Origin of the sequence: Streptomyces lichenis, from assembly GCF_023218175.1 — a bacterium.
GTDB classification, from domain to species: domain Bacteria; phylum Actinomycetota; class Actinomycetes; order Streptomycetales; family Streptomycetaceae; genus Streptomyces; species Streptomyces lichenis.
Window position 1 is genome coordinate 1 of sequence record NZ_JALPTH010000037.1, and the last position, 18726, is coordinate 18726.

The 18726-nt window shown below is 74.1% G+C and carries 18 protein-coding genes; 5 read left to right on the forward strand and 13 right to left on the reverse strand.

Features of this window, described 5'->3' with window-relative positions:
* Positions 1-1367, reverse strand: a 1367-nt coding sequence (locus M1O15_RS28120) for an FxsB family cyclophane-forming radical SAM/SPASM peptide maturase (protein WP_248637019.1), incomplete at its 3' end; no start/stop codon positions are given.
* A gap of 64 nt (positions 1368-1431) precedes the next feature.
* Positions 1432-1596, reverse strand: a complete 165-nt coding sequence (gene fxsA / locus M1O15_RS28125) for an FxSxx-COOH cyclophane-containing RiPP peptide (RefSeq protein ID WP_248637020.1) — start codon at positions 1594-1596, stop codon at positions 1432-1434.
* Positions 1597-1845: 249 nt separating this feature from the next.
* On the opposite strand from fxsA, the gene M1O15_RS28130 reads away from it, so the two are divergent.
* Positions 1846-2724 carry a DUF4231 domain-containing protein gene (locus M1O15_RS28130; RefSeq protein ID WP_372499602.1) on the forward strand — a complete coding sequence of 293 codons (879 nt, stop codon included), beginning with the start codon at positions 1846-1848 and terminating at the stop codon, positions 2722-2724.
* A gap of 308 nt (positions 2725-3032) precedes the next feature.
* On the opposite strand, the gene M1O15_RS28135 is transcribed toward M1O15_RS28130, so the two are convergent.
* From M1O15_RS28135 to M1O15_RS28145, 3 genes are all read right to left on the reverse strand, one after another.
* Positions 3033-3518 carry a hypothetical protein gene (locus M1O15_RS28135; protein WP_248637022.1) on the reverse strand — a complete coding sequence of 162 codons (486 nt, stop codon included), beginning with the start codon at positions 3516-3518 and terminating at the stop codon, positions 3033-3035.
* 142 nt (positions 3519-3660) lie between these two features.
* A complete protein-coding gene (locus M1O15_RS28140; RefSeq protein WP_248637023.1) occupies positions 3661-4452 on the reverse strand; it encodes a DUF1684 domain-containing protein in 792 nt (263 codons plus the stop codon).
* 43 nt (positions 4453-4495) lie between these two features.
* On the reverse strand, positions 4496-5740 hold the full coding sequence (locus M1O15_RS28145) for a DUF5685 family protein (RefSeq protein WP_248637024.1): 1245 nt from the start codon (positions 5738-5740) through the stop codon (positions 4496-4498).
* A gap of 285 nt (positions 5741-6025) precedes the next feature.
* On the opposite strand from M1O15_RS28145, the gene M1O15_RS28150 reads away from it, so the two are divergent.
* A complete protein-coding gene (locus M1O15_RS28150) occupies positions 6026-6460 on the forward strand; it encodes a cell division protein SepF (RefSeq protein ID WP_248637025.1) in 435 nt (144 codons plus the stop codon).
* Positions 6461-6499: 39 nt separating this feature from the next.
* On the opposite strand, the gene M1O15_RS28155 is transcribed toward M1O15_RS28150, so the two are convergent.
* Both M1O15_RS28155 and M1O15_RS28160 read right to left on the reverse strand, forming a co-directional pair.
* Positions 6500-7690, reverse strand: coding sequence for an acyl-CoA dehydrogenase family protein (locus M1O15_RS28155; protein WP_248637026.1), 1191 nt, complete (start codon positions 7688-7690; stop codon positions 6500-6502).
* 161 nt (positions 7691-7851) lie between these two features.
* Positions 7852-9552 carry an MFS transporter gene (locus M1O15_RS28160; RefSeq protein ID WP_248637027.1) on the reverse strand — a complete coding sequence of 567 codons (1701 nt, stop codon included), beginning with the start codon at positions 9550-9552 and terminating at the stop codon, positions 7852-7854.
* Between the two features lie 494 nt (positions 9553-10046).
* On the opposite strand from M1O15_RS28160, the gene M1O15_RS28165 reads away from it, so the two are divergent.
* The gene (locus tag M1O15_RS28165) at positions 10047-11048 is read left to right on the forward strand and encodes a phosphatase PAP2 family protein (protein WP_248637028.1); all 1002 of its coding nucleotides are present in this window, start codon (positions 10047-10049) and stop codon (positions 11046-11048) included.
* A gap of 81 nt (positions 11049-11129) precedes the next feature.
* Here the strand turns inward: M1O15_RS28165 and M1O15_RS28170 are convergent, their stop codons facing one another.
* The 3 genes from M1O15_RS28170 to M1O15_RS28180 all read right to left on the reverse strand — a co-directional run bounded on the left by M1O15_RS28170 (position 11130) and on the right by M1O15_RS28180 (position 14173).
* Positions 11130-11345, reverse strand: coding sequence for an I78 family peptidase inhibitor (locus M1O15_RS28170; protein WP_248637029.1), 216 nt, complete (start codon positions 11343-11345; stop codon positions 11130-11132).
* A gap of 442 nt (positions 11346-11787) precedes the next feature.
* Positions 11788-13074: a glycosyltransferase gene (locus tag M1O15_RS28175; protein WP_248637030.1), complete on the reverse strand. Its 1287-nt coding sequence runs from the start codon at positions 13072-13074 to the stop codon at positions 11788-11790.
* 535 nt (positions 13075-13609) lie between these two features.
* Positions 13610-14173, reverse strand: coding sequence for a LysM peptidoglycan-binding domain-containing protein (locus tag M1O15_RS28180; RefSeq protein ID WP_248637031.1), 564 nt, complete (start codon positions 14171-14173; stop codon positions 13610-13612).
* Positions 14174-14386: 213 nt separating this feature from the next.
* On the opposite strand from M1O15_RS28180, the gene M1O15_RS28185 reads away from it, so the two are divergent.
* On the forward strand, positions 14387-15178 hold the full coding sequence (locus tag M1O15_RS28185; protein ID WP_248637032.1) for a DUF8842 C-terminal domain-containing protein: 792 nt from the start codon (positions 14387-14389) through the stop codon (positions 15176-15178).
* Between the two features lie 197 nt (positions 15179-15375).
* Positions 15376-15744: a hypothetical protein gene (locus tag M1O15_RS28190; protein WP_248637033.1), complete on the forward strand. Its 369-nt coding sequence runs from the start codon at positions 15376-15378 to the stop codon at positions 15742-15744.
* A 78-nt stretch (positions 15745-15822) separates the two neighbouring features.
* On the opposite strand, the gene der is transcribed toward M1O15_RS28190, so the two are convergent.
* From der to cmk, 3 genes are all read right to left on the reverse strand, one after another.
* Positions 15823-17271: a ribosome biogenesis GTPase Der gene (gene der, locus M1O15_RS28195; RefSeq protein ID WP_248637034.1), complete on the reverse strand. Its 1449-nt coding sequence runs from the start codon at positions 17269-17271 to the stop codon at positions 15823-15825.
* A 74-nt stretch (positions 17272-17345) separates the two neighbouring features.
* Positions 17346-18014 carry a lysophospholipid acyltransferase family protein gene (locus M1O15_RS28200; RefSeq protein ID WP_248637035.1) on the reverse strand — a complete coding sequence of 223 codons (669 nt, stop codon included), beginning with the start codon at positions 18012-18014 and terminating at the stop codon, positions 17346-17348.
* On the reverse strand, positions 18011-18694 hold the full coding sequence (gene cmk, locus M1O15_RS28205) for a (d)CMP kinase (RefSeq protein ID WP_248637036.1): 684 nt from the start codon (positions 18692-18694) through the stop codon (positions 18011-18013). The genes M1O15_RS28200 and cmk overlap by 4 nt, the downstream gene beginning before the upstream one ends.
* Positions 18695-18726 lie beyond the last annotated feature (32 nt).

Here is an 18726-nt window from a genome sequence, read left to right on the forward strand (position 1 = left end):
GCGCCACCGCGTCCGGCCCCCTCCCAGCACCCCAGCAACCACCCCCGCGCATACGGATGCGCCAGCACCCCGTCCAACGCCTCCGGACGCCGCCGCTCCACCTCCCCCGCCAGCTCCCACACCTCGGCCCACTCCTCGCCGCCGCGCCCGTCCAGCGCGCCGTTCAGCTCGGCCAGGACCATCCGGGTCAGCTCCAGCTGCTCGGCGGCCAGCGCCTCCGGCTCGATCAGCGCGGCCGGCACCCCCCGGGTGGCCGTCCGGTCCTCCACCCCCCGGATCAGCGCCGCCAGGTCCTCGCAGTACACCGAACGATGGTCGAACCCCCCGTCCTCCCCGTACCGATGGGTGTACAGCCCCCCGCCGCAGGACCGCACCAGCGGACAGCGCCGGCACTCCCCACTCACCCCCGCCAGCCCCAGCTGCCGGGCCCGCACCCCCGGATGCCCGGCCACCTCGTCAAAGGCATGCCGCCGCACATCGAACCCCGTCGCCGCCGCCCCCTCATAGGCGCTCTTCAACGAGTCCACCTGCTCCAGCGTCCCGTCGGTCTCCACCACCACCAGATCGGTCGGCGCCAGCCCCAGCGACTCCGTCAGCGCGGGCCCGCCGCCCAGGGTGGAGAGCACCGACTCGAACAGCCGCACCGGCACCGGCCGGCCCTGCTCGTCCCAGCGGTCGAACACCGCCAGCAGCCAGTCGGCGTACGCGGTGGGTGAGCCGTCCGGCCGCACCGGCGGCTGCGCCCAGGTGGCGTGCGGCAGCAGGAAGTCGATCCGCGGCGGCCTCAGCTCCATCAGCGCGTCGTACACCGCCACCGGGTCGTTCCGGACGTCCACCGTGCACAGCAGGCCCAGGTCCAGACGCCGGTAGCGCTCCTCCCGGAGCAGCCCCACCGCCCTGAGCACCAGCGGATGGCTCGACCGCCCGTCGGCGAAGCGCCGGTGCCGGTCGTTGGCCGCCTTGTCCCCGTCCAGGGAGATCCCCACCCGGACGCCGAACTCCGCGAACAGATCAAGATAACGAGCCGACAACTGCAGCCCGTTGGTGTGGATCCGCAGATCAAGCCGCGTCCCCGAACCGGCAAGCGCCCCCGTCAGCTCCTCGCACACCCGCCGCAACCGGGCCGGCCCCGCCAGCAGGGGCTCCCCTCCGTGCAGGATCACCGTCACGGAGGGCAGAGCATGGGTCTCGGCGTGCTCGGCCAGACGCCGAGCCGTCCACGAGACGGCCTCGTCGGTGATCGCCTTGGGGCGGGTGCGCCAGCTCTGATCGACGTGCTCGTAGACATAGCAGTGGTCACACGCGAGGTCGCAGCGGCTGTGGACCTTCAGGACGATCTCGCGAAAGGGGACCAGTGGTCCTGTCATTCCGCCAGTCTAGGGCGGTTCATGACCTTGTACGGCGCTCTTCGGTGATGCGCCGCGGACCGTGTCAGATCGCGGAGTTGAACGTGGGGACCCGCTCGGTGCGGTCGCTCACCGAGGGCAGCAGCCGGCCGAGCTTGCGCTCCGCGGCGGCCCCGCGGACGTCGATCTCGGCGAGCGGGACGCGGTGCGGCTTCGCGGCGGCGAACGCGGCGGGGATCTGAGGAGTCACGACGGCCGTCCTAGGGGAGTGGGGTCGATCTTGGCTGGCGGCACCATTGCAGTGTCGGCGGCACGACTTTACCCTCATGGCCACCCACGGCAAATCAGCGCGTGGAGGGGTGGCGGGCACGTGGCGAACGCCCATCCCGAGGGGCCCGGACCAGGCGCTTCGACCGATCGGACCCGGCCCCTTGCACCGCACGGGTGACGCCGCAGACGGGGGTGGGCGATGACGCGGTCCCAGGACCACACGCGGAGCATGGTCTTCCGCAACAGCGACCTTCCGGGGCTCTTCCACCGCGCGGACGAGACCGCGGTGGCCCGGCAGCGCGAGGCGGTCCAGGACACCCGCCTCCAGTTATGGCTGCTGGTGCTCGGCGCGCTGGTGTTCGCGCTGCCCTTCCGCGCGGCGGGCGCGCTCAGCGCGGCGGCCTACGCCGGGGTCCTCTGGGCCACCTGGCGGGCCTCCCGCCGCCGGGCCGCCTCCCAGTGGCAACTGAACCGGTCCGCGGCGGAGTTCATCAAGTCCATGTGCTGGCGGTACGCCGTCCACGGCACCCCCTTCACAGCCGACCGCACCGACGCCGACGCCGAGTTCCTCTCCCGCCTCGAACAGGGCCTCGCCGAGCTGCGCAAGACCGGCTGGTCCGATCCCCGTACCACCGAGGCGCCCGACAGCCCCTCCGAGCTCATCACCCCGGCCATGCGGCGGCTACGCGAGCGACCCTTCCAGGTACGCAAGGAGACGTACGTCCGGGACCGCCTGATCGAGCAGCGCAACTGGTACCACCGCCGTACCGTCGTCTCCCGCCGCGCCACCACCCTCTGGTCGGCCACCATCTCCCTCCTCACCGTCGCCGCGCTCACCCTCGGCGTCCTGCGGCTCCTCTCCGTCGAGTCCCCCTCCATCACCGCCGCCCTGCTCTCCGCCGCCGCCGCGGCGTGCGTCGCCTGGAGCGAGATCCGCCGCCACCAGCCGCTGATCGCGGCCCACTCCCTGGTCGAGGAGGACCTCGCGGCCATGCACACCGCGATGGAGACCACCGTCGGCGAGGACCGCTGGCCCGCCGCCGTCTACGAAACCGAACGCATCGTCAGCCCCCAGCACACCGACTGGCTGGTCCAGCACCGCAGGTAGCGCCGTCCCGGGCCGAGGGCCCGCACCGGTGGGACGCTACTGCCCGGCGGGTGGGACGGCCCTGCCCCACCCGTACCGCCGGATACGGCCCTTTCCGGGCCTGGGGCCCGTACCGGCTGCCCGCCGCCCGGGCTGCGTCCCGGCCATCGGCCGGGGTCGTGCCACCGGGCGGGTGCACACCCACCGGGCCTGCGAACCGCCACCGGACCGCGACCAAGGGCAGACGCAGACGCGATGGGGCCCCCCTGGACGGAGTCCTTGGGGGAGGGGCCACCGGCCCGCAGCCGAAGACGCGGCCAGAGGCAACGTCACCCCCGGGTGACCCCCTCGCGCCAGACCACCGTCACCGGCCGCCCCCGCCCCAGCGCGTAGGCGACGATGTCCCCCGTGCCCCCCAGCCCCCGTGCCGGGCAGCCGTCCCAGACGGCGATGAGGCGGTCGCAGTGGTCGGCGATGTACGCGCCGGCCGCGTAGTAGGCCTCGTCGGTGGAGTGCGGGAAGTCGAGGCGGACCTCGCGCGTGGCCCGGGTGCGCAGGCAGTGGTAGCGGGCCAGCTCCCTCGGGTCGGCGAAGCCGTCCTCGTAGTCGCCGCTGGGGATGACCACGGTCAGTTCGGCGCCCCAGGCGAGGGCGATGTCCGCGAAGAGCTGGTCGGCGCCGGTGGCGAGGCTGGAGAGGGCTTCCAGGCCGGTGCCGCCGCCGTGGCCGCGGAAGGCCTCGTGCATGGCGGCCCGGACGTGCGCGTGCAGCTCGGGCGGGATGTCCCGGTGGCCGGTGACTCCGATGCGCTTCATACGCCCCCCGATCCCCCCACGGTGACAGCCCCGCCGTCCATGGTGTCAAACCGGGCCGCCGCCGGGCAGGGCGCGAACACCCCGGACGGTTAGCCGTCCGGGGTGCTCACGGGTGCTCAGGCGCCCCGGCGCGAGGCGGGGTTCACCGGGCCCGGACGCGCCGCTCACCCGCGGCGACGGGCACGTCCAGGGTGTTGCCCGGCGGCGGGAAGGGGCAGATGAAGTGGTCCGCGAAGGCGCACGGCGGCAGCAGCGCGCGGTTGAGGTCCACGGTGATGGTGCCGTCCGCCTCCGGGGCCCCGGGCCGCAGGAAGCGGAAGCGGTAGGAGGAGCCGTCCGCGCCGGTGGCGTCGGCGAAGACGGCCCACAGCGAGCCGTCGTCCTCGACCGCGACCCGCAGGGTGTGCTCGGTGCCGGCGAGGGTGAACACCAGCTCGCCGCCCAGGCCGAGCCCGCGTTCGCGGCCGTCGGCGTTCTCCACCCGGACGCGCTGCTCGCCGTCGTAGGCCGTGAAGACGCCGGGCACGGCCCACTGCTCGTCGTACGGGGTGGCCTCGATGCCCTGGAAGGCGCGGCGGGCCGGGGAGGCGGGGTCGAAGTCGCGGACGGCCCACTGCCCCTCGCGGCGCAGCACGACGAGGCGTCGATCACCGGCGGCGAGGGAGGCGTGCTCCGGAAGGCTCTGCTCGGCGGTGAGGCGCAGTTCGCCGTCGACCGGCCGCCCGTCGGCGGTGAGGCCGTCGGCGGGGGCCGCGGTGAGGTGGACGTGCTCCCCGGCGTCCCGCCAGAGGCCGGGGACGCCGGGCAGCCGCCCGTCGGGGTGGTCGGAGAGCCAGTACGTGCCGGTGAGGGCGAGTGGACCATAGGGGGCCGAGACCGCGGCGGTGCGCTGCTCGTGCCACTGCTTCCAGTCCTGCACGGGATCGCTGCTCATGCCGCCAGCGTACGGCCCCGGGCGGGTACGCCGAAGGGGCGTCTCAGCAGTCGCAAGGGCAGCAGCAGTCGCAGCCGTCGCAGTCGCAGTTGGGCCCGCAGTCGCAGCTGTGGCAGCAGCCCTCGCGCTTCTTGCGGGACCAGGGGCCCTCGTACTCCTTGGCGCAGCACAGCCGGCAGGTGCAGAACAGCCCGATGAAGGCGGCGCAGCCGGCCAGCAGTCCGCGGGGCTTCTTGGGCTGCGGCTGCCCGTGCCCGCCCCCGAAGCCCCCGCCTCCGCCGAAGCCTCCGCCCCCATGACCGCCCCCGCCGTGGGCGTGCCCGCCGCCCGCGTACGGGCCGCCGGCGGCGTAGGGGTTGCCGTCCACCGGACCCGGGCCGTGGCCGTGGCCCGGCACCGGGCCGTAGGGGCCGGGCTGCTGGTGGGAGCAGGAGGGGGAGTCGAAGGCCCGGTCGATGGAGACCCGCAGCTCGTGGGCGAGCAGGACGTGGACGAGCTTGCCGTCGGTGAAGTCGGTGTCGCGCAGGGCGAGCCGGATGCCGTGCAGGGCGTCGTCGGCGAGGCGGCGGGCCTCGGCGAGGCCGGTGCCGGTGGCGGTGAGCGGGTTCCAGGCGCCGGCGGCCGCGTCGGCCTCGCGGTCCTCGACGGCGTCCAGCAGATGGGCGAGGCGGCCGAAGAGCCGGCCCGCCTCGGCGAGCGGCGCCGCGTTGTGCGGGCGGCCGGCGAGCACCGCGGTGTGGGCGAAGGCGGCCGCGGTGGCGGTCTCGGTGGGTTCGGTGACGGTGAGCAGCGGGGTGCCGGGGCCGGCCAGGGCCTCGATGCCGGTCTGCCGGTCGACCGCGTCGACCAGGAGGGCGGTGTCGAAGCCGAGGGAGCGGCCGGTGCGGGCGCCGGCCCGGTCCCAGCCGCGGGCGACCCGGCGGGCGGCGGCGGCCATGGGGCGGCGGGCGAGCAGTCCGTCGCCGTCGGCGAGGTGGTCGCGCATCTTGGCGGAGGCGAGGACCAGCGAGACGGCGGCGGCCAGCCGGGCGCCCTCGCCGCGGGCGACCGGCGCGGTGCGCATGGCGCGCAGCGGGCAGGGTCCGGCGGTGCGCCGGGCGGTGGGGTCGGGCGCGGCCTGAGCCTCCGTCAGTACGGAGATGAGCAGTCCGTCGTAGTTGGTGGCGATCCGCGCGAACTGCCCGTGATCGGCGCGGAGCGCCAGGCACAGTCCGCACAGATGGGCCATCCACTCGGTCTTCAGCCCGTCGGTGAGCCGGTGCGAGCAGGGTCTGACGATGCCGAACATCTCGTGTCCCCCCGTGTGTCGTTCGATTGCGCGGGCATCGTATCGGGAGGTCGTTCACCCGTCCGCCGGTCCGCTCACCCGTCCGGTCGGAATGTCATATGTGAGTTACGGAGGCCGCTCTCCAGAGGGCTTGTGCAGGCAGAACCTTGACGAATCGCCACATCCTCTGCACCAGTACCGTCACGAATCCCTCGCGCGGCGACTATCCACTTGGCGCGGGATCCGCATGATGGACGACCATAGGGATAGCGGAACCACCAGTGACCGCGTTGAAAGGAGGCGTCCATGGGATCGGTGCGCAAGGCGAGTGCATGGCTTGGCCTCGTCGAGGACAGCGACGAGCGTTACTACGACGACGAGTACGCCGAGGGTGAGCGCAGCAACGACGCCTGGGTGACCGACCCGCGGGTGCGGGTCGCCTCCGAGTCCGCGCAGGAGGAGGGGCGCCGGATCGCCACGGTGACCCCGGACGGCTTCCGGGACGCCCGGAGCATCGGGGAGCTGTTCCGCGAGGGCGTCCCGGTGATCGTGAACCTCACCGCCATGGACTCCGCGGACGCCAAGCGGGTGGTGGACTTCGCGGCCGGGCTGACCTTCGGGCTGCGCGGTTCGATCGAGCGGGTGGCGACCCGGGTGTTCCTGCTGACCCCGGCCGACACCCGGATCGTCAGCGGTGAGCCGGGGGCCCACCGCCAGGACGGCTTCTTCAACCAGAGCTGACCGGCGGGGCCGCTCGCCGACAGACCGGTGGCCCCGGGGTCACCGGAACGCGTCGAGACCGGTGAGCGCCTTGCCGAGCACCAGTTGGTGCATCTCCACGGTGCCCTCGTAGGTGAGCACCGATTCCAGGTTGCCCGCGTGCCGCATCACGGGATACTCCAGCGAGATCCCGTTGGCACCCAGGATGGTCCGGGCGGTACGGCAGATGTCGATCGCCTCCCGGACGTTGTTCAGTTTGCCGAAGCTGACCTGCTCGGGGCGGAGCCGTCCGGCGTCCAGGCGCCGCCCGAGGTGGTGGGCGAGCAGGATGCCCTTGTGCAGCTCCAGGGCCATGTCGGCCAGCTTGGCCTGGGTGAGCTGGAAGCCGCCGATGGGCCGGCCGAACTGCTCCCGGCTGCGGGCGTACTCCAGCGCGGCCTCGAAGGAGGAGCGCGCGGCGCCCATGGCGCCCCACACGATCCCGTACCGCGCGTGGCTGAGGCAGCCCAGCGGTGCCTTGAGCCCGGTGGCGCCGGGCAGCAGCGCGTCGGCGGGCAGCCGGACGTCGTCCATGACCAGCTCACTGGTGACCGAGGCCCGCAGCGACCACTTGTGCTTGATCTCCGGGGCGGAGAAGCCGGGGGTGTCGGTGGGTACGGCGAAGCCGCGGATGCCCTCGTCGGTGCGGGCCCAGACCACGGCGACCCCGGCGACCGAGCCGTTGGTGATCCACATCTTGCGCCCGTTGAGCACCCAGTCGCCACCGTCCTTCTTGGCGTGAGTGCGCATGGCGGCCGGGTCGGAGCCGATGTCGGGCTCGGTCAGCCCGAAGCAGCCGATGGTCTCGCCGGCCGCCATGGACGGCAGCCAGCGCTGCTTCTGCTCCTCGGAGCCGTAGGTGTGGATCGCGTACATGGCGAGCGAGCCCTGGACGGAGACCAGCGAGCGGATGCCGGAGTCGGCGGCCTCCAGCTCCAGGCAGGCCAGCCCGTACTGGACCGCGCTCGCCCCGGCGCAGCCGTAGCCGTCGAGGGTCATGCCGAGCGCGCCGAGGGAGCCGAGCTCCCGGGCCAGCTCGCGGATGCCGGGCAGTTCCCCGGACTCGTACCACTCGGCGATGTGCGGCAGCACCCGGTCGGCGGCCCAGGTGCGGACGGTGTCGCGGACGGCGAGCTCCTCGGGGTCGAGGAGGTCGTCGATGCCGAGCGGGTCGCCGGCGTCGAAGGGCGGGAGCTTCGCGGGTGCGGACATCGCGGGGGACCTTTCGGGCGCGGGCTCGGGCTCAGGCACGGAGGGAACGCGGAAAAACTAGCAGTGGTAATCACGGCCGTTCGCCGACGTTACGGCCCCCGGTGCCGCGCGTCCAGGGCGGCTCGGCGCGCGGCGCCCGGCGCGCCCCACCGCGGGGCTGCTCAGCGGGCCCCGTTGCGGGGCGCGGTCGCGGGCCGGACGGGGCCGCGCCGGGCGGGCGGCCGGGCCGGCTCGGCGGCGCTCCGGGCGCGGGGCACCCCGTCGCCCTGAGGGCGCGGCTGCTCGGCCGGATGGTGGTCGGTGCCGCCGAGGCGGGCGTCGGGGTCGGCCGGATTCTCCATCACCTTCGGCAGCCGCACCGCCATCAGCGCGCCGAGCAGCAGCAGCCCCGCGCTGACCGCCAGGGTGAGGTGCAGCCCCTGCACGAAGGCGTTCCGAGCGGTACGGTGCAGCGCCTCGCCGACCGGGCCGCCGAGCTGCGCGGCCGTGCGGTAGGCCTCGCCGAGCGAGTTGGCGGCGGAGGCGGCGGCCGGCCCGGGCACCCCGGGGACGTCCCGCAGCCCGGGCGCGTACGCGGCGTTCATCACGCTGCCGAGGAGCGCGATGCCCATCCCGGCGCCCAGCTGGTAGGAGGTCTCGCCGATCGCCGCGGCGCCGCCCGCGCTCTCGGCCGGGGCCTCGCTGAGCATCGACTCGTAGGCGCCGAACAGGGTGGTCTGGAGCCCGAAGCCGAGCAGCACGAATCCGGTGGTGAGCAGCACCGGCCGGTCGTGGTGGTTCATCAGGATCAGCAGCAGCACGGCGGCGGCGGTGAGCACGAAGCCCCAGCCGACCATCCGGCGCGGGCCGATCCGGGCCAGGGTGTACGAGCCGGTGGCGCCGGCGGCCATGGCGGCGAAGGTGAGCGGCAGCAGCCGCAGCCCGGTCTGGAGCGGGCTGAGCCCCAGCACCAGCTGGAGGTACTGGACGGCGATCAGCTCCAGGCCGACCAGGGCCAGCATGGCGAGCACGATGCAGCCGACGGAGGTGGTGAAGGCGGGCCGGGCGAACATCCGCATGTCGATCAGCGGGTGGGTACGCCGCTTCTGCCGGCGCACGAACAGCGCCAGCACCGCGCCACCCACCAGCAGGGCGGCCAGGGTGGCCGGCTCCAGGGCGTGGCCGGAGCCGGCCCGCTTGACCCCGACGACCACGCCCAGCACACCGGCGGCGGCCATCAGGGCGCCCAGCACGTCCCAGGGGCCGTCGTCGCCGCCGCGGGACTCGGGCAGCAGCCGTCGGCCCAGCGGCAGGATCACCGCCATCAGCGGCAGGTTGATCAGGAAGACCGAGCCCCACCAGAAGTGCTCGACCAGGAAGCCGCCGAGGACCGGTCCGGTGGCGGCGCCGACGGCGGCGACCGCGGTCCAGACACCGATGGCGGTGGCCCGCTCGCGCCGGTCGGGGAAGACGGCGCGGAGGATCGACAGCGTGGCCGGCATGATCATCGCACCGCCGACGCCGAGCAGCGCCCGGGCGGCGATGAGCACCGCGGGCGTCTCGGCGGCCACCGCGAGCGCGGAGGCGGCGGCGAAGATCCCGTAGCCGACCAGCAGCACCCGCCGGCGCCCGACGCGGTCACCGAGCGTGCCGAACAGGATCAGCAGCGAGGCGCACACCAGCGGGTAGGCGTCGACGATCCACAGCAGCGCGGTGGAGCTCGGCCGCAGGTCCTCGGTCACCGCGGGGACGGCGACGTGCAGGACGGTCGCGTCCAGGGCGACCAGCAGCAGACTCACGCAGAGGACGATCAGGACGACCCAGCGGTTGGCACCGCCGCCGGTGGCGCGGGAGCGCGCTCCGGCCATGGTCGTCAGGGACATGTGCGTACCTCCCGCAGATGGATGTCCCTCGCACCCGGCGGGTTGACCGGCCGGAGGGGGACGTGTCCGGGGCGGCCCGGCATCGGGGCGAGTGATGTGCCAGCGTACGCGAGTCCGCCGGTGAGGCGCGTGGTCCAGCTCTCACGGGGCAGACGCACGGCTGTGGCGTGTGCCACGGGTATGCGGGCATCCGGCGCCTCGGCGCTACCCGCGGACAGGGCCGCCCGGCACCCGGTCCACCAGAACGGCTCCGGCGGCACCCCGAAGGGAGCGATTCCGCGCCGGCGGCGCCCGGGTCCCCGCTCCCGGCGAATTCCGTCCGCCCTACAAACAAACTTCCGGAAGAGCCCCCGGTTAATACCGCCCCGAGGTCACCGACGGTTATGCATAAGCAGGGAATAAGCAGCACCCCGAGACGGATCCCACATCACATCGTCATCACGAAGAGAGCGGATGGGCGTGGGCTGTCACTCACTCCCTGTAACGTCGATCGGGTGCGTACCGACATCTTTGCCCGTCTGGACCGGGAGCCGGAACCGCCGAAGATTGAGATCCCGCGGATGAGCCGCACCCGTCTCGCCCTCTTCGGCGGGACGCTGGCGTTCTACCTCGCCATCGTCGTCGCCGTGCTGGCCTCGTCCTGGCTGGTGATCATCGACTGGAAGGTCATGCTCTTCCGGCCCTACCAGCAGTGGCCCGAGGTGCACGCGACCCTCGACTACTTCGTGGTGCTGGGGCAGCGCGGTCCGACGGCCGTGATGGTGGCCGCCTGGCTGGGCTGGCGCTCCTGGCGGCAGCACACCCTGCGGCCGCTGCTGGTGCTGGGCGCGGCGCTGCTGCTGCTGAACGTCACGGTGGGCGCGGTGAAGCTCGGCCTCGGCCGGCTGGGCCCGCACTACGCGACGCAGGTCGGCTCGACCGAGATGTTCGCCGGCGGCGATATATTCCCTTCCGGCCACACCGCCAACGCCGTGGTGACCTGGGGCATCCTCGCCTATCTCGCCACCACCCCGACGGCCCGGCGGGTGCTGTCGGCCGTCTCCGCGGTGGTGGCCCTGGGGGTGGGCCTGACCACGGTCTACCTCGGTACGCACTGGCTGAGCGACGTCCTGCTGGGCTGGGCCGCCGGGCTGCTGATCCTGCTGGCCCTGCCCTGGTGCGAACCGCTGATGGACCGGGCCGAGGCCGTGGTCTTCGCGGCCCGCGAGCGGCTGCGGGCGCGCCGCCGCAGGCTGCCGACGGTGCCGGTCGCGGCGGGCGGCGCCTGGCCGGCCGCCCACCGCCGGCTCGGCGCCCCCGCCCAGGAGAGCCCCGCCGAGGAGGCGGCCCTCGACCCGGTCGGCGCCTCCGGCGGCACCCGCACCGCCACCCGGGCCACCCTCACCCACCACCCCCGCGCGCACAGCGCCCACTCCGCGGTCCGCTCCGAGCGCACCCCCGTCACCCCGGCCGGCAGCCGCCGCCCACCGCGCTCCCGCCCCGCCACAGGCGGCTGACCCACCCGCGCCAGGAAGTACGCGAAAGGGGCCCGGTTCCTCTTCAGGAACCGGGCCCCTTTCCCCTGCCCCCGGGGCCGCTCAGCCGACCCAGCAGCGGGTGACGGTCTCGTCGGTGACCTCGAAGTTGATCCGCCCGGCCACGAACTCCAGTGTGATCACCGTGCCGGGCGGCAGGGAGCGGACTTCTGTCCAGCCGCGGTCGCGGGCCAGCCGCTCCGCCTCGGTCTCGTCGAGTCCCACATACGCCTCGGGCGCGTCGGCGGGCTGTCCGGAAGGGGTCGGAATCGATGCCATGCACCTCACCGTAGGCGGCCGCGCACACCGGTGGAAGCGGGCACCCGCGCCGACACCCCAGCCCCACCACCCCCAGGTCCACCCCCGATCACGCTCCCGTCACAGCCCGCCCGTACGCGGTCGGTCACCACCTCGCGCCACCGCGGCCCCTCCACCCCACCCGACCGCCGGAATTCCGAAGGCCCACCCGAATCCCCCACACGCATTCGCAGGAATTCCACGCCCCATCAGCTCCCCCCCCCCCCTTTCCCCCCGAATGGCCCCGCCCCGCCCTTCCCACACTTTCCACCGCCCCCCCGCCCGCCCCCATTTCCCCGCCCACCGTTTCCGGGTCCGCCCCCACCTCATTCGCCGCCCCGGGCCCTCCAGATCCTCGGCGGAGGGGCATGAACCGGAGCCCGTGCGGCGGGCAGCACACGCGGGCGACGCCGAGCCATCCCGCCTATCGGCCGCCGCCCCGGCTCACCAGCCCCGCGGCCTTGTACCGGGCCGCGTACCCGGCGTCCAGCACCGCGCCGCGCACTCGCTGCACCCCGTCCCGCACCCGGCTGCGCCGCCGCCCCTCCCCGCCGCCTCCCACCAGCTCGGTGAAGAGCGCCTCATGACGCTCGGCGATCGCCACCGGGTCGAACCGGCGCGCGTTGGCGAGCGCGGCCGCACCGGCCCGGCGCCGCAACTCGTCGTCCTCGATGTAGCCCAGCAGCGCCTCCGCCACCGCGTCCGCGTCCCCGACCGGCACCAGCCGGCCGTCCACCCCGTCCTCGATGATCTCCCGGGGCCCGTGCGGGCAGTCCGTGGACACCACCGGCAGCCCGCACCGCATGGCCTCCACCAGGGTCATCCCGAAGGACTCCAGCCGCGAGGTCGACACCGCGATCGACCCCTTGACCAGCTCCGCGTCCAGCGGGTTGGCGGTCCCCATCAGCGCGACGTGCTCCCCCAGCCCGCGCTCCTCCACCAGCCCTCTCAACGCGTCCTTCTCGTTCCCAGTCGCGTCCCCCGAGCCGTAGATCCGCAGCCGCCAGTCCGGCCGGGCGGCCACCACCTTGGCGAACGCCTCCACCAGCAGGTCGTACCGCTTCACCCGGGTCAGCCGCCCGGCCGCCACCACGTACTTCGCCGCGGGATCGGCGGGCCCGACCTGCGGCTCCGGCACGCTGTTCGGCACCGACTCGATCCGCACCGCCGCGGGCAGCTTCAGCCGGGTCCGATACGACCGGGCGTCCGCCTCGGTGACCGTGGTGACGGCGTCCAGCAGGCCGTACCGGTGCCCGATCTCCCGGCGCAGCCGGTAGCCGTGGCTGTCCAGCGTCAGATGTTCCTGCCCCACCCGCACCGGCCCGGCGGGCGCCTGCCGCGCGATGTGCACGTTCAGCCCCGGCCGCGTCCCCACCACCACATCGGCGTCCAGCCCCTTCAGATGCGCCGCGATCCGGGCGTCCGTCAGCCGGCTGTACTGCTTCCACCGCCCGTCCCCGCGCGGGAACACCTTCGCGGGGCGCTGGTAGTCCGGGTGGTCACCGTCATACTCCGGCGACTTCTTCCTCAGGTCTACCAGGTGCTTCATCACCACCCCGGCGGGAGCGCCGAGCGTGGGCTGATCGCGGTGGCGGAAGACCGAGACGATCTCCACCTCGTGCCGCTCGGCCAGCGCCTGGGCGAGGTTGAAGGTGGTACGGATCGTGCCGCCGATTCCGTAGGCGTTGTGCAGCAGAAAAGAGATGCGCATCGCGTCGCCGCGTCCCCCGGTGTTGACGAAACCAGGACATGCCCCTGGTCCCTCGACCCTACCGGGCCCTGTCCCGGAGGGATTGGCCACCCGCGACGGGTCAGCCGGTCCGGTGGGTCCGGACGAGACGGTCCGGGCCACCGGCCCGGTAGCGCGCGACCACGGCGAATCGGTCAGTGCGCCGCCGGTCGGGTGGGGGTACGCAGGGTCGCGCGCGCAGCGGCCGAGCGTAATGAGGCGGTGAGATTGACCGTCGAACGGTCAGCGCGAGCCGCGAGCACGTGAGCCCGGAGTGCCCACGCCCCCACCCACCGAACCGCAGACCCGGCCACCGAAGCCGCACCCGGCCACCGGACCGCCACCGCAACAGACCCACCCGCGTCAGCGCACCCACCGGGCAGCGGCCCGGACACCGGCGGCGCGGGCCGCCCAGGTCAGCGAACCCACGGGGCAGCAGCCCCAACCCGGACACCGGCGGCGAAAGCCGCCCACCTCAACGAGGCCACCGCCCCGCAGACGCAGACCCGCCCACGAACTACAGCGGCAGCGACAAAAGCGTCCCCGGCCGGATCCGGTTCGGGTCGGTGCCGATCGCCTTCGCGTTGGCCTGGTAGAGGGCCTTCCAGCCGCCCGGGACCTTGAAGCGGCGCGCGACCGCGGAGAGGGTGTCGCCGGGCTGGACGGTGTGGGCGCGGCCGGAGAGGCCGTACTGCTTGGAGCAGCTGGGCCAGGCCGCCCAGCCCTGCCAGCGCAGCACCTCCTGGGCGACGGTGATCTGCTCCTGCTTGGTGGCGAGGTCCGCGCGGGTGGCGTACTTGAGCCCGCCGTACGCCTCCCAGGTGGACTGGCGGAACTGGAGGCCGCCGTAGTAGCCGTTGCCGGTGTTGATGTGCCAGCGGCCGCCGCTCTCGCAGTCGGCGACGCAGCCCCACGGCCACTGGTCGGTGCGGCAGTCGGCGGCGGTGGGGGCCGCGCCCGGGCCGGGGGCGGGCGGGGGCGGGTGGCCGCCGGGCGCCGCCGCCAGGGCGGTTGGCGCGGGCCCGGCCAGGAGCAGCAGCACGGCCGGCACCAGCACCGGCCAGAAGCGGATCTTCGGCATCGGGCCACGCTAGGCGCGCCCCGGGACGCGGGGCGGCCACCGCGCGGGCGGGGCGGCCCGGGCCCACCCGGTCGGCCGACGTCGCAGGACACCGCCGGCACCGGACGGGTTTGGTCCGTACGCGTGACCCGGGCCGCGGGTCGCCCGTTGAACCCTTCACAGACGTGCCGGGATCCGCCCGGCATCGCACGTGATGAGTCCGAGGAGTCCCCCGTGTCCCGCATGCTCGACGTCAGCGAGGACGTACGCGCCGAGATCGGCGACGAGGAAGCCGACCGGCTGCTCGCCGGCGAGAACGCTCCGGGCAGCTACGACTGCACCTCCTGCCGCACCCCGGGCGACTCCGAGCAGGAGCGCACCAGCACCGTGCTGTTCGTGGGCGAGGAGACGGCCGTGCTGGCCTTCGCGCACGCCAGTTGCATCCCCTCCCAGGTGGTGAGGGTCGCCGAGGACCAGCTCCAGGGCGCCGTCCGATCGATCACCAGCACCGAGCAGCAGCAGCCGCAGCCGCAGCCGCCCGCCCCGGCCGCCGACCAGGCGGTGCTGGGGGTCACCAGCGGGCTGGTGCTGGTCGAGGGCGAGCTGCACCCCGCGCTGGTGGTGGAGCCGACCGCGCCGATCGCCCGGCCCGGGTCGGACGGGTTCGCCGACGAGTTCCTGCCGCTCCTGATCGAGCAGGGCTTCCTCCCGGTGTCGCAGGTGAACCAGGTGCCCAGCCCGGTGGCCGGCTGGTCGGTGCTGCTGGCCATGGGGCAGCTGCACGCGATCCTCCAGCCGGGCACCGGCGGCGGCAGCCCGGTGGCCTGGTGGCAGGCGCACCAGCCGCTCCAGGTGACGGACGGCTGGCGGGCGGCGGCGAACAAGTCGCACACGGTGCTGGTGTTCGCCGCCCCGGTGGGCTCGATCGGGCAGCAGCCGCGCGAGGACCTGCTGCGGGACGCGCTGGAGAAGGCGGCGGCCGACGGGCGGCTGGTGGCGGGGTCCATGCCGCTGGCCGGTACCTGATGCCGGAGGGGGCCGCCCGGGACGGCGGCGAGGGCGGGGGCGGCGCGGGTACGGGCCGCCATGGCCGGGCGGCCGGCGCGGGCCGGTCGAATCCCGTACCGGAGGGGCCCCGGCCGCATCCCCCGGGCGGCGGGGTCGTTGGCACCTACGTGCACCCATACGAACCATCTCGCCAGCCCTACCACCCGATTCCGGCCATGCGCCCGGCCCATGACGGGGGGTCGGGGCACGCGGCGCCCGGCCACTCCCCCGCCGGGCACGCCGGGCAGGCCGCCATCGGGCATATGACCGGCCATCTGTCGGTGAGCGGTTCGGTGGCGCGTTCGGCCACCCCGATCTACGACGCGCTGTACTCCGAGTACCTGCGGTCCTTCCGGACGCTGCCGTTCGACCGGAGCGGTGAGGAGGACCTCGGGTTCCGGTCGTTCGGCACCGGCAGTGGCGGATACGCGGCGCAGCACGCCGGGTTCGGTGGCGGCGGCTGGCAGCAGGTCGGTCCCGTGCACCGGGGCGGGCACCACCATGTGCCGGCCGCGCTGCCGCCGGCTCCCCGGCGGGGGCTGTAAGCAGTACGGAACGCGTACGGCCGCGGGGCCGGGGTGGATCGTCCACCCCGGCCCCGCGGCCGTACCTGGCCGAGGGCCCTACTTCTTGCGGCCGCGCTTCTCGCGGACGCGGACCGAGATGTGGATCGGGGTGCCCTCGAAGCCGAACTCCTCACGCAGCCGGCGCTCCACGAAGCGGCGGTAGCCGTGCTCCAGGAAGCCGGAGGCGAAGAGGACGAAGCGCGGCGGCTTGGTGCCGGCCTGGGTGCCGAAGAGGATGCGGGGCTGCTTGCCGCCCCGGATCGGGTGGGGGTGGGCGGCGACCAGTTCGCCGAGGAAGGCGTTGAGCCGGCCGGTGGGGACGCGGGTCTCCCAGCCGGCAAGGGCCGCCTCGATGGCCGGGACCAGCTTCTCCATATGGCGGCCGGTGCGGGCGGAGACGTTCACCCGGGGCGCCCAGGAGACCTGCTGCATCTCGGTCTCGATCTCGCGCTCCAGGTAGTAGCGCCGCTCCTCGTCCAGCGAGTCCCACTTGTTGTAGGCGATGACCAGGGCGCGGCCCGCCTCCACGGCCATGGTGATGATCCGCTGGTCCTGGACGGAGATCGACTCCGAGGTGTCGATCAGGACGACCGCGACCTCGGCCTTCTCGACCGCCGCGGCGGTGCGCAGCGAGGCGTAGTAGTCGGCGCCCTCCTGGAGGTGGACGCGCTTGCGGATGCCGGCGGTGTCCACGAACTTCCAGGTGGTGCCCCCGAGCTCGATCAGCTCGTCCACCGGGTCGCGGGTGGTGCCGGCGGTGGCGTCGACCACCACGCGCTCCTCGCCGGCGACCTTGTTGAGCAGGGAGGACTTGCCGACGTTGGGGCGGCCGATGAGGGCGATCCGGCGGGGGCCGCCGACGGCGGTGCCGAAGGACTGCTCGGGCGCCTCGGGGAGGGCCTTGAGGACCTCGTCCAGCAGGTCGCCGGTGCCGCGGCCGTGCAGGGCGGAGACCGGGTGGGGCTCGCCGAGGCCGAGGGACCAGAGCATGGCGGCGTCGGCCTCGCCGGAGGGGCCGTCGACCTTGTTGGCGGCGAGGACGACGGGCTTGCCGGCCCGGCGCAGCAGCTTGACCACAGCCTCGTCGGTGTCGGTGGCGCCGACGGTGGCGTCCACCACGAAGACCACGGCGTCGGCGGCCTCGATGGCGAACTCGGCCTGGGCGGCGACGGAGGCGTCGATGCCCAAGACGTCCTGCTCCCAGCCGCCGGTGTCGACGACCTTGAAGCGGCGGCCGGCCCATTCGGCCTCGTAGGTGACGCGGTCGCGGGTGACGCCGGGGCGGTCCTCGACCACGGCCTCGCGGCGGCCGATGATCCGGTTCACCAGGGTCGACTTGCCGACATTGGGGCGGCCGACGACGGCGAGCCTGGGAAGCGGGCCGTGGCCGGCCTCCTCGATCGCGCCCTCGACCTCCTCGGCGTCGAAGCCCTCCTCGGTGGCGAGCTCCATGAACTCCGCGTACTCGGTGTCGCCGAGCGCTCCGTGGTCGTGCTGGTCGTTCATGAAGTCCGTTCCTCGTTCTTCGTCGTCTGCGGCGGGGCGGCGGATGTCCGGCCGCCTCGCGGTTCAAGTCTGGCTCAGCGCCCGGTGAGGCGCCTGGCGTTTTCCAGGTGGGCGGTCAGCCGCTCCTGGATGCGGACGGTGGCCTCGTCCAGCGCGGTGCGGGTGCGGCGCCCGCTGCCGTCGCCCGCCTGGAAGGCGTCCCCGAAGACGACGTCGACCCGGCTGCGCACCGGCGGCAGCACCCGGGTGATCCGGCTCCGCCGGTCGGTGGAGCCGAGGACCGCGACCGGCACGATCGGGGCGCCGGAGCGTACGGCGAAGTACGCCAGGCCGGCCCGCAGCGAGGCGAAGTCGCCGGTGCCGCGGGTGCCCTCGGGGAAGATGCCGAGGACGCCGCCGTCGCTCAGCACGTCCAGGGCGCTGGTGATGGCGGCCCGGTCGGCGGCGGTGCGGTCCACCTGGAGCTGGCCGATGCCGGTGAGGAAGGCGCCGAGCGGGCCGACGAACGCCTCCCGCTTGATCAGGAAGTGCACGGGCCGCGGCGCGGTGCCCATCAGCATCGGGCCGTCGAGGTTGTGCGCGTGGTTGACGGCGAGGATCACCGGGCCGGCGGCCGGGACGCGCCAGCCGCCGAGGACGCGCGGGCGCCACAGCCCGTACATCAGTCCGATGCCGATGCGGCGGCCAACGGCGGCGCCCTTGGCGGAGGGTCTCGCGATGGTCGAAGGACCGGGTGCGGTCATCCGGCGGCCCGCTTCTCCTCGACCAGGGTGACCACGCACTCGATGACCTGCTGGAGGGTGAGCTCGGTGGTGTCCACCTCGACGGCGTCGCCGGCCTTGGCGAGCGGGGAGGTCTTGCGGCTGGAGTCGGCCGCGTCCCGTTTGATCAGGGCCTCCCGGGTGGCCGCCACGTCGGAGCCCTTGACCTCGCCGGAGCGGCGGGCGGCGCGGGCCTCCGGGGAGGCGGTGAGGAAGATCTTGAGGTCGGCGTCGGGCAGCACGGTGGTGCCGATGTCCCGGCCCTCGACCACGATGCCGCCGGCGGCGGCCGCGGCGATGGAGCGCTGGAGCCCGGTGATCAGGGTGCGCACCTCGGGGACCGCGCTGACCGCGCTGACCTGGGAGGTGACCTCCTGGGTGCGGATCGGGCCGGCGGCGTCCAGCCCGTCCACGGTGATGGTGGGGTGGTTCGGGTCGGTGCCGGAGACGATCACCGGCTTGCCCGCGGCGGAGGCGACGGCGGCCGGGTCGTCGGTGTCCACACCGTTGGTCAGCATCCACCAGGTGATCGCCCGGTACTGGGCGCCGGTGTCCAGGTAGCTGAGCCCCAGCTTGGCGGCGACCGCCTTGGAGGTGCTCGACTTGCCCGTGCCGGAGGGGCCGTCGATGGCGACGATCACGGATTCCACGGTGTCGGACACCTTCCTGGTACGCGGGGAGCGGGGCGGGCCGG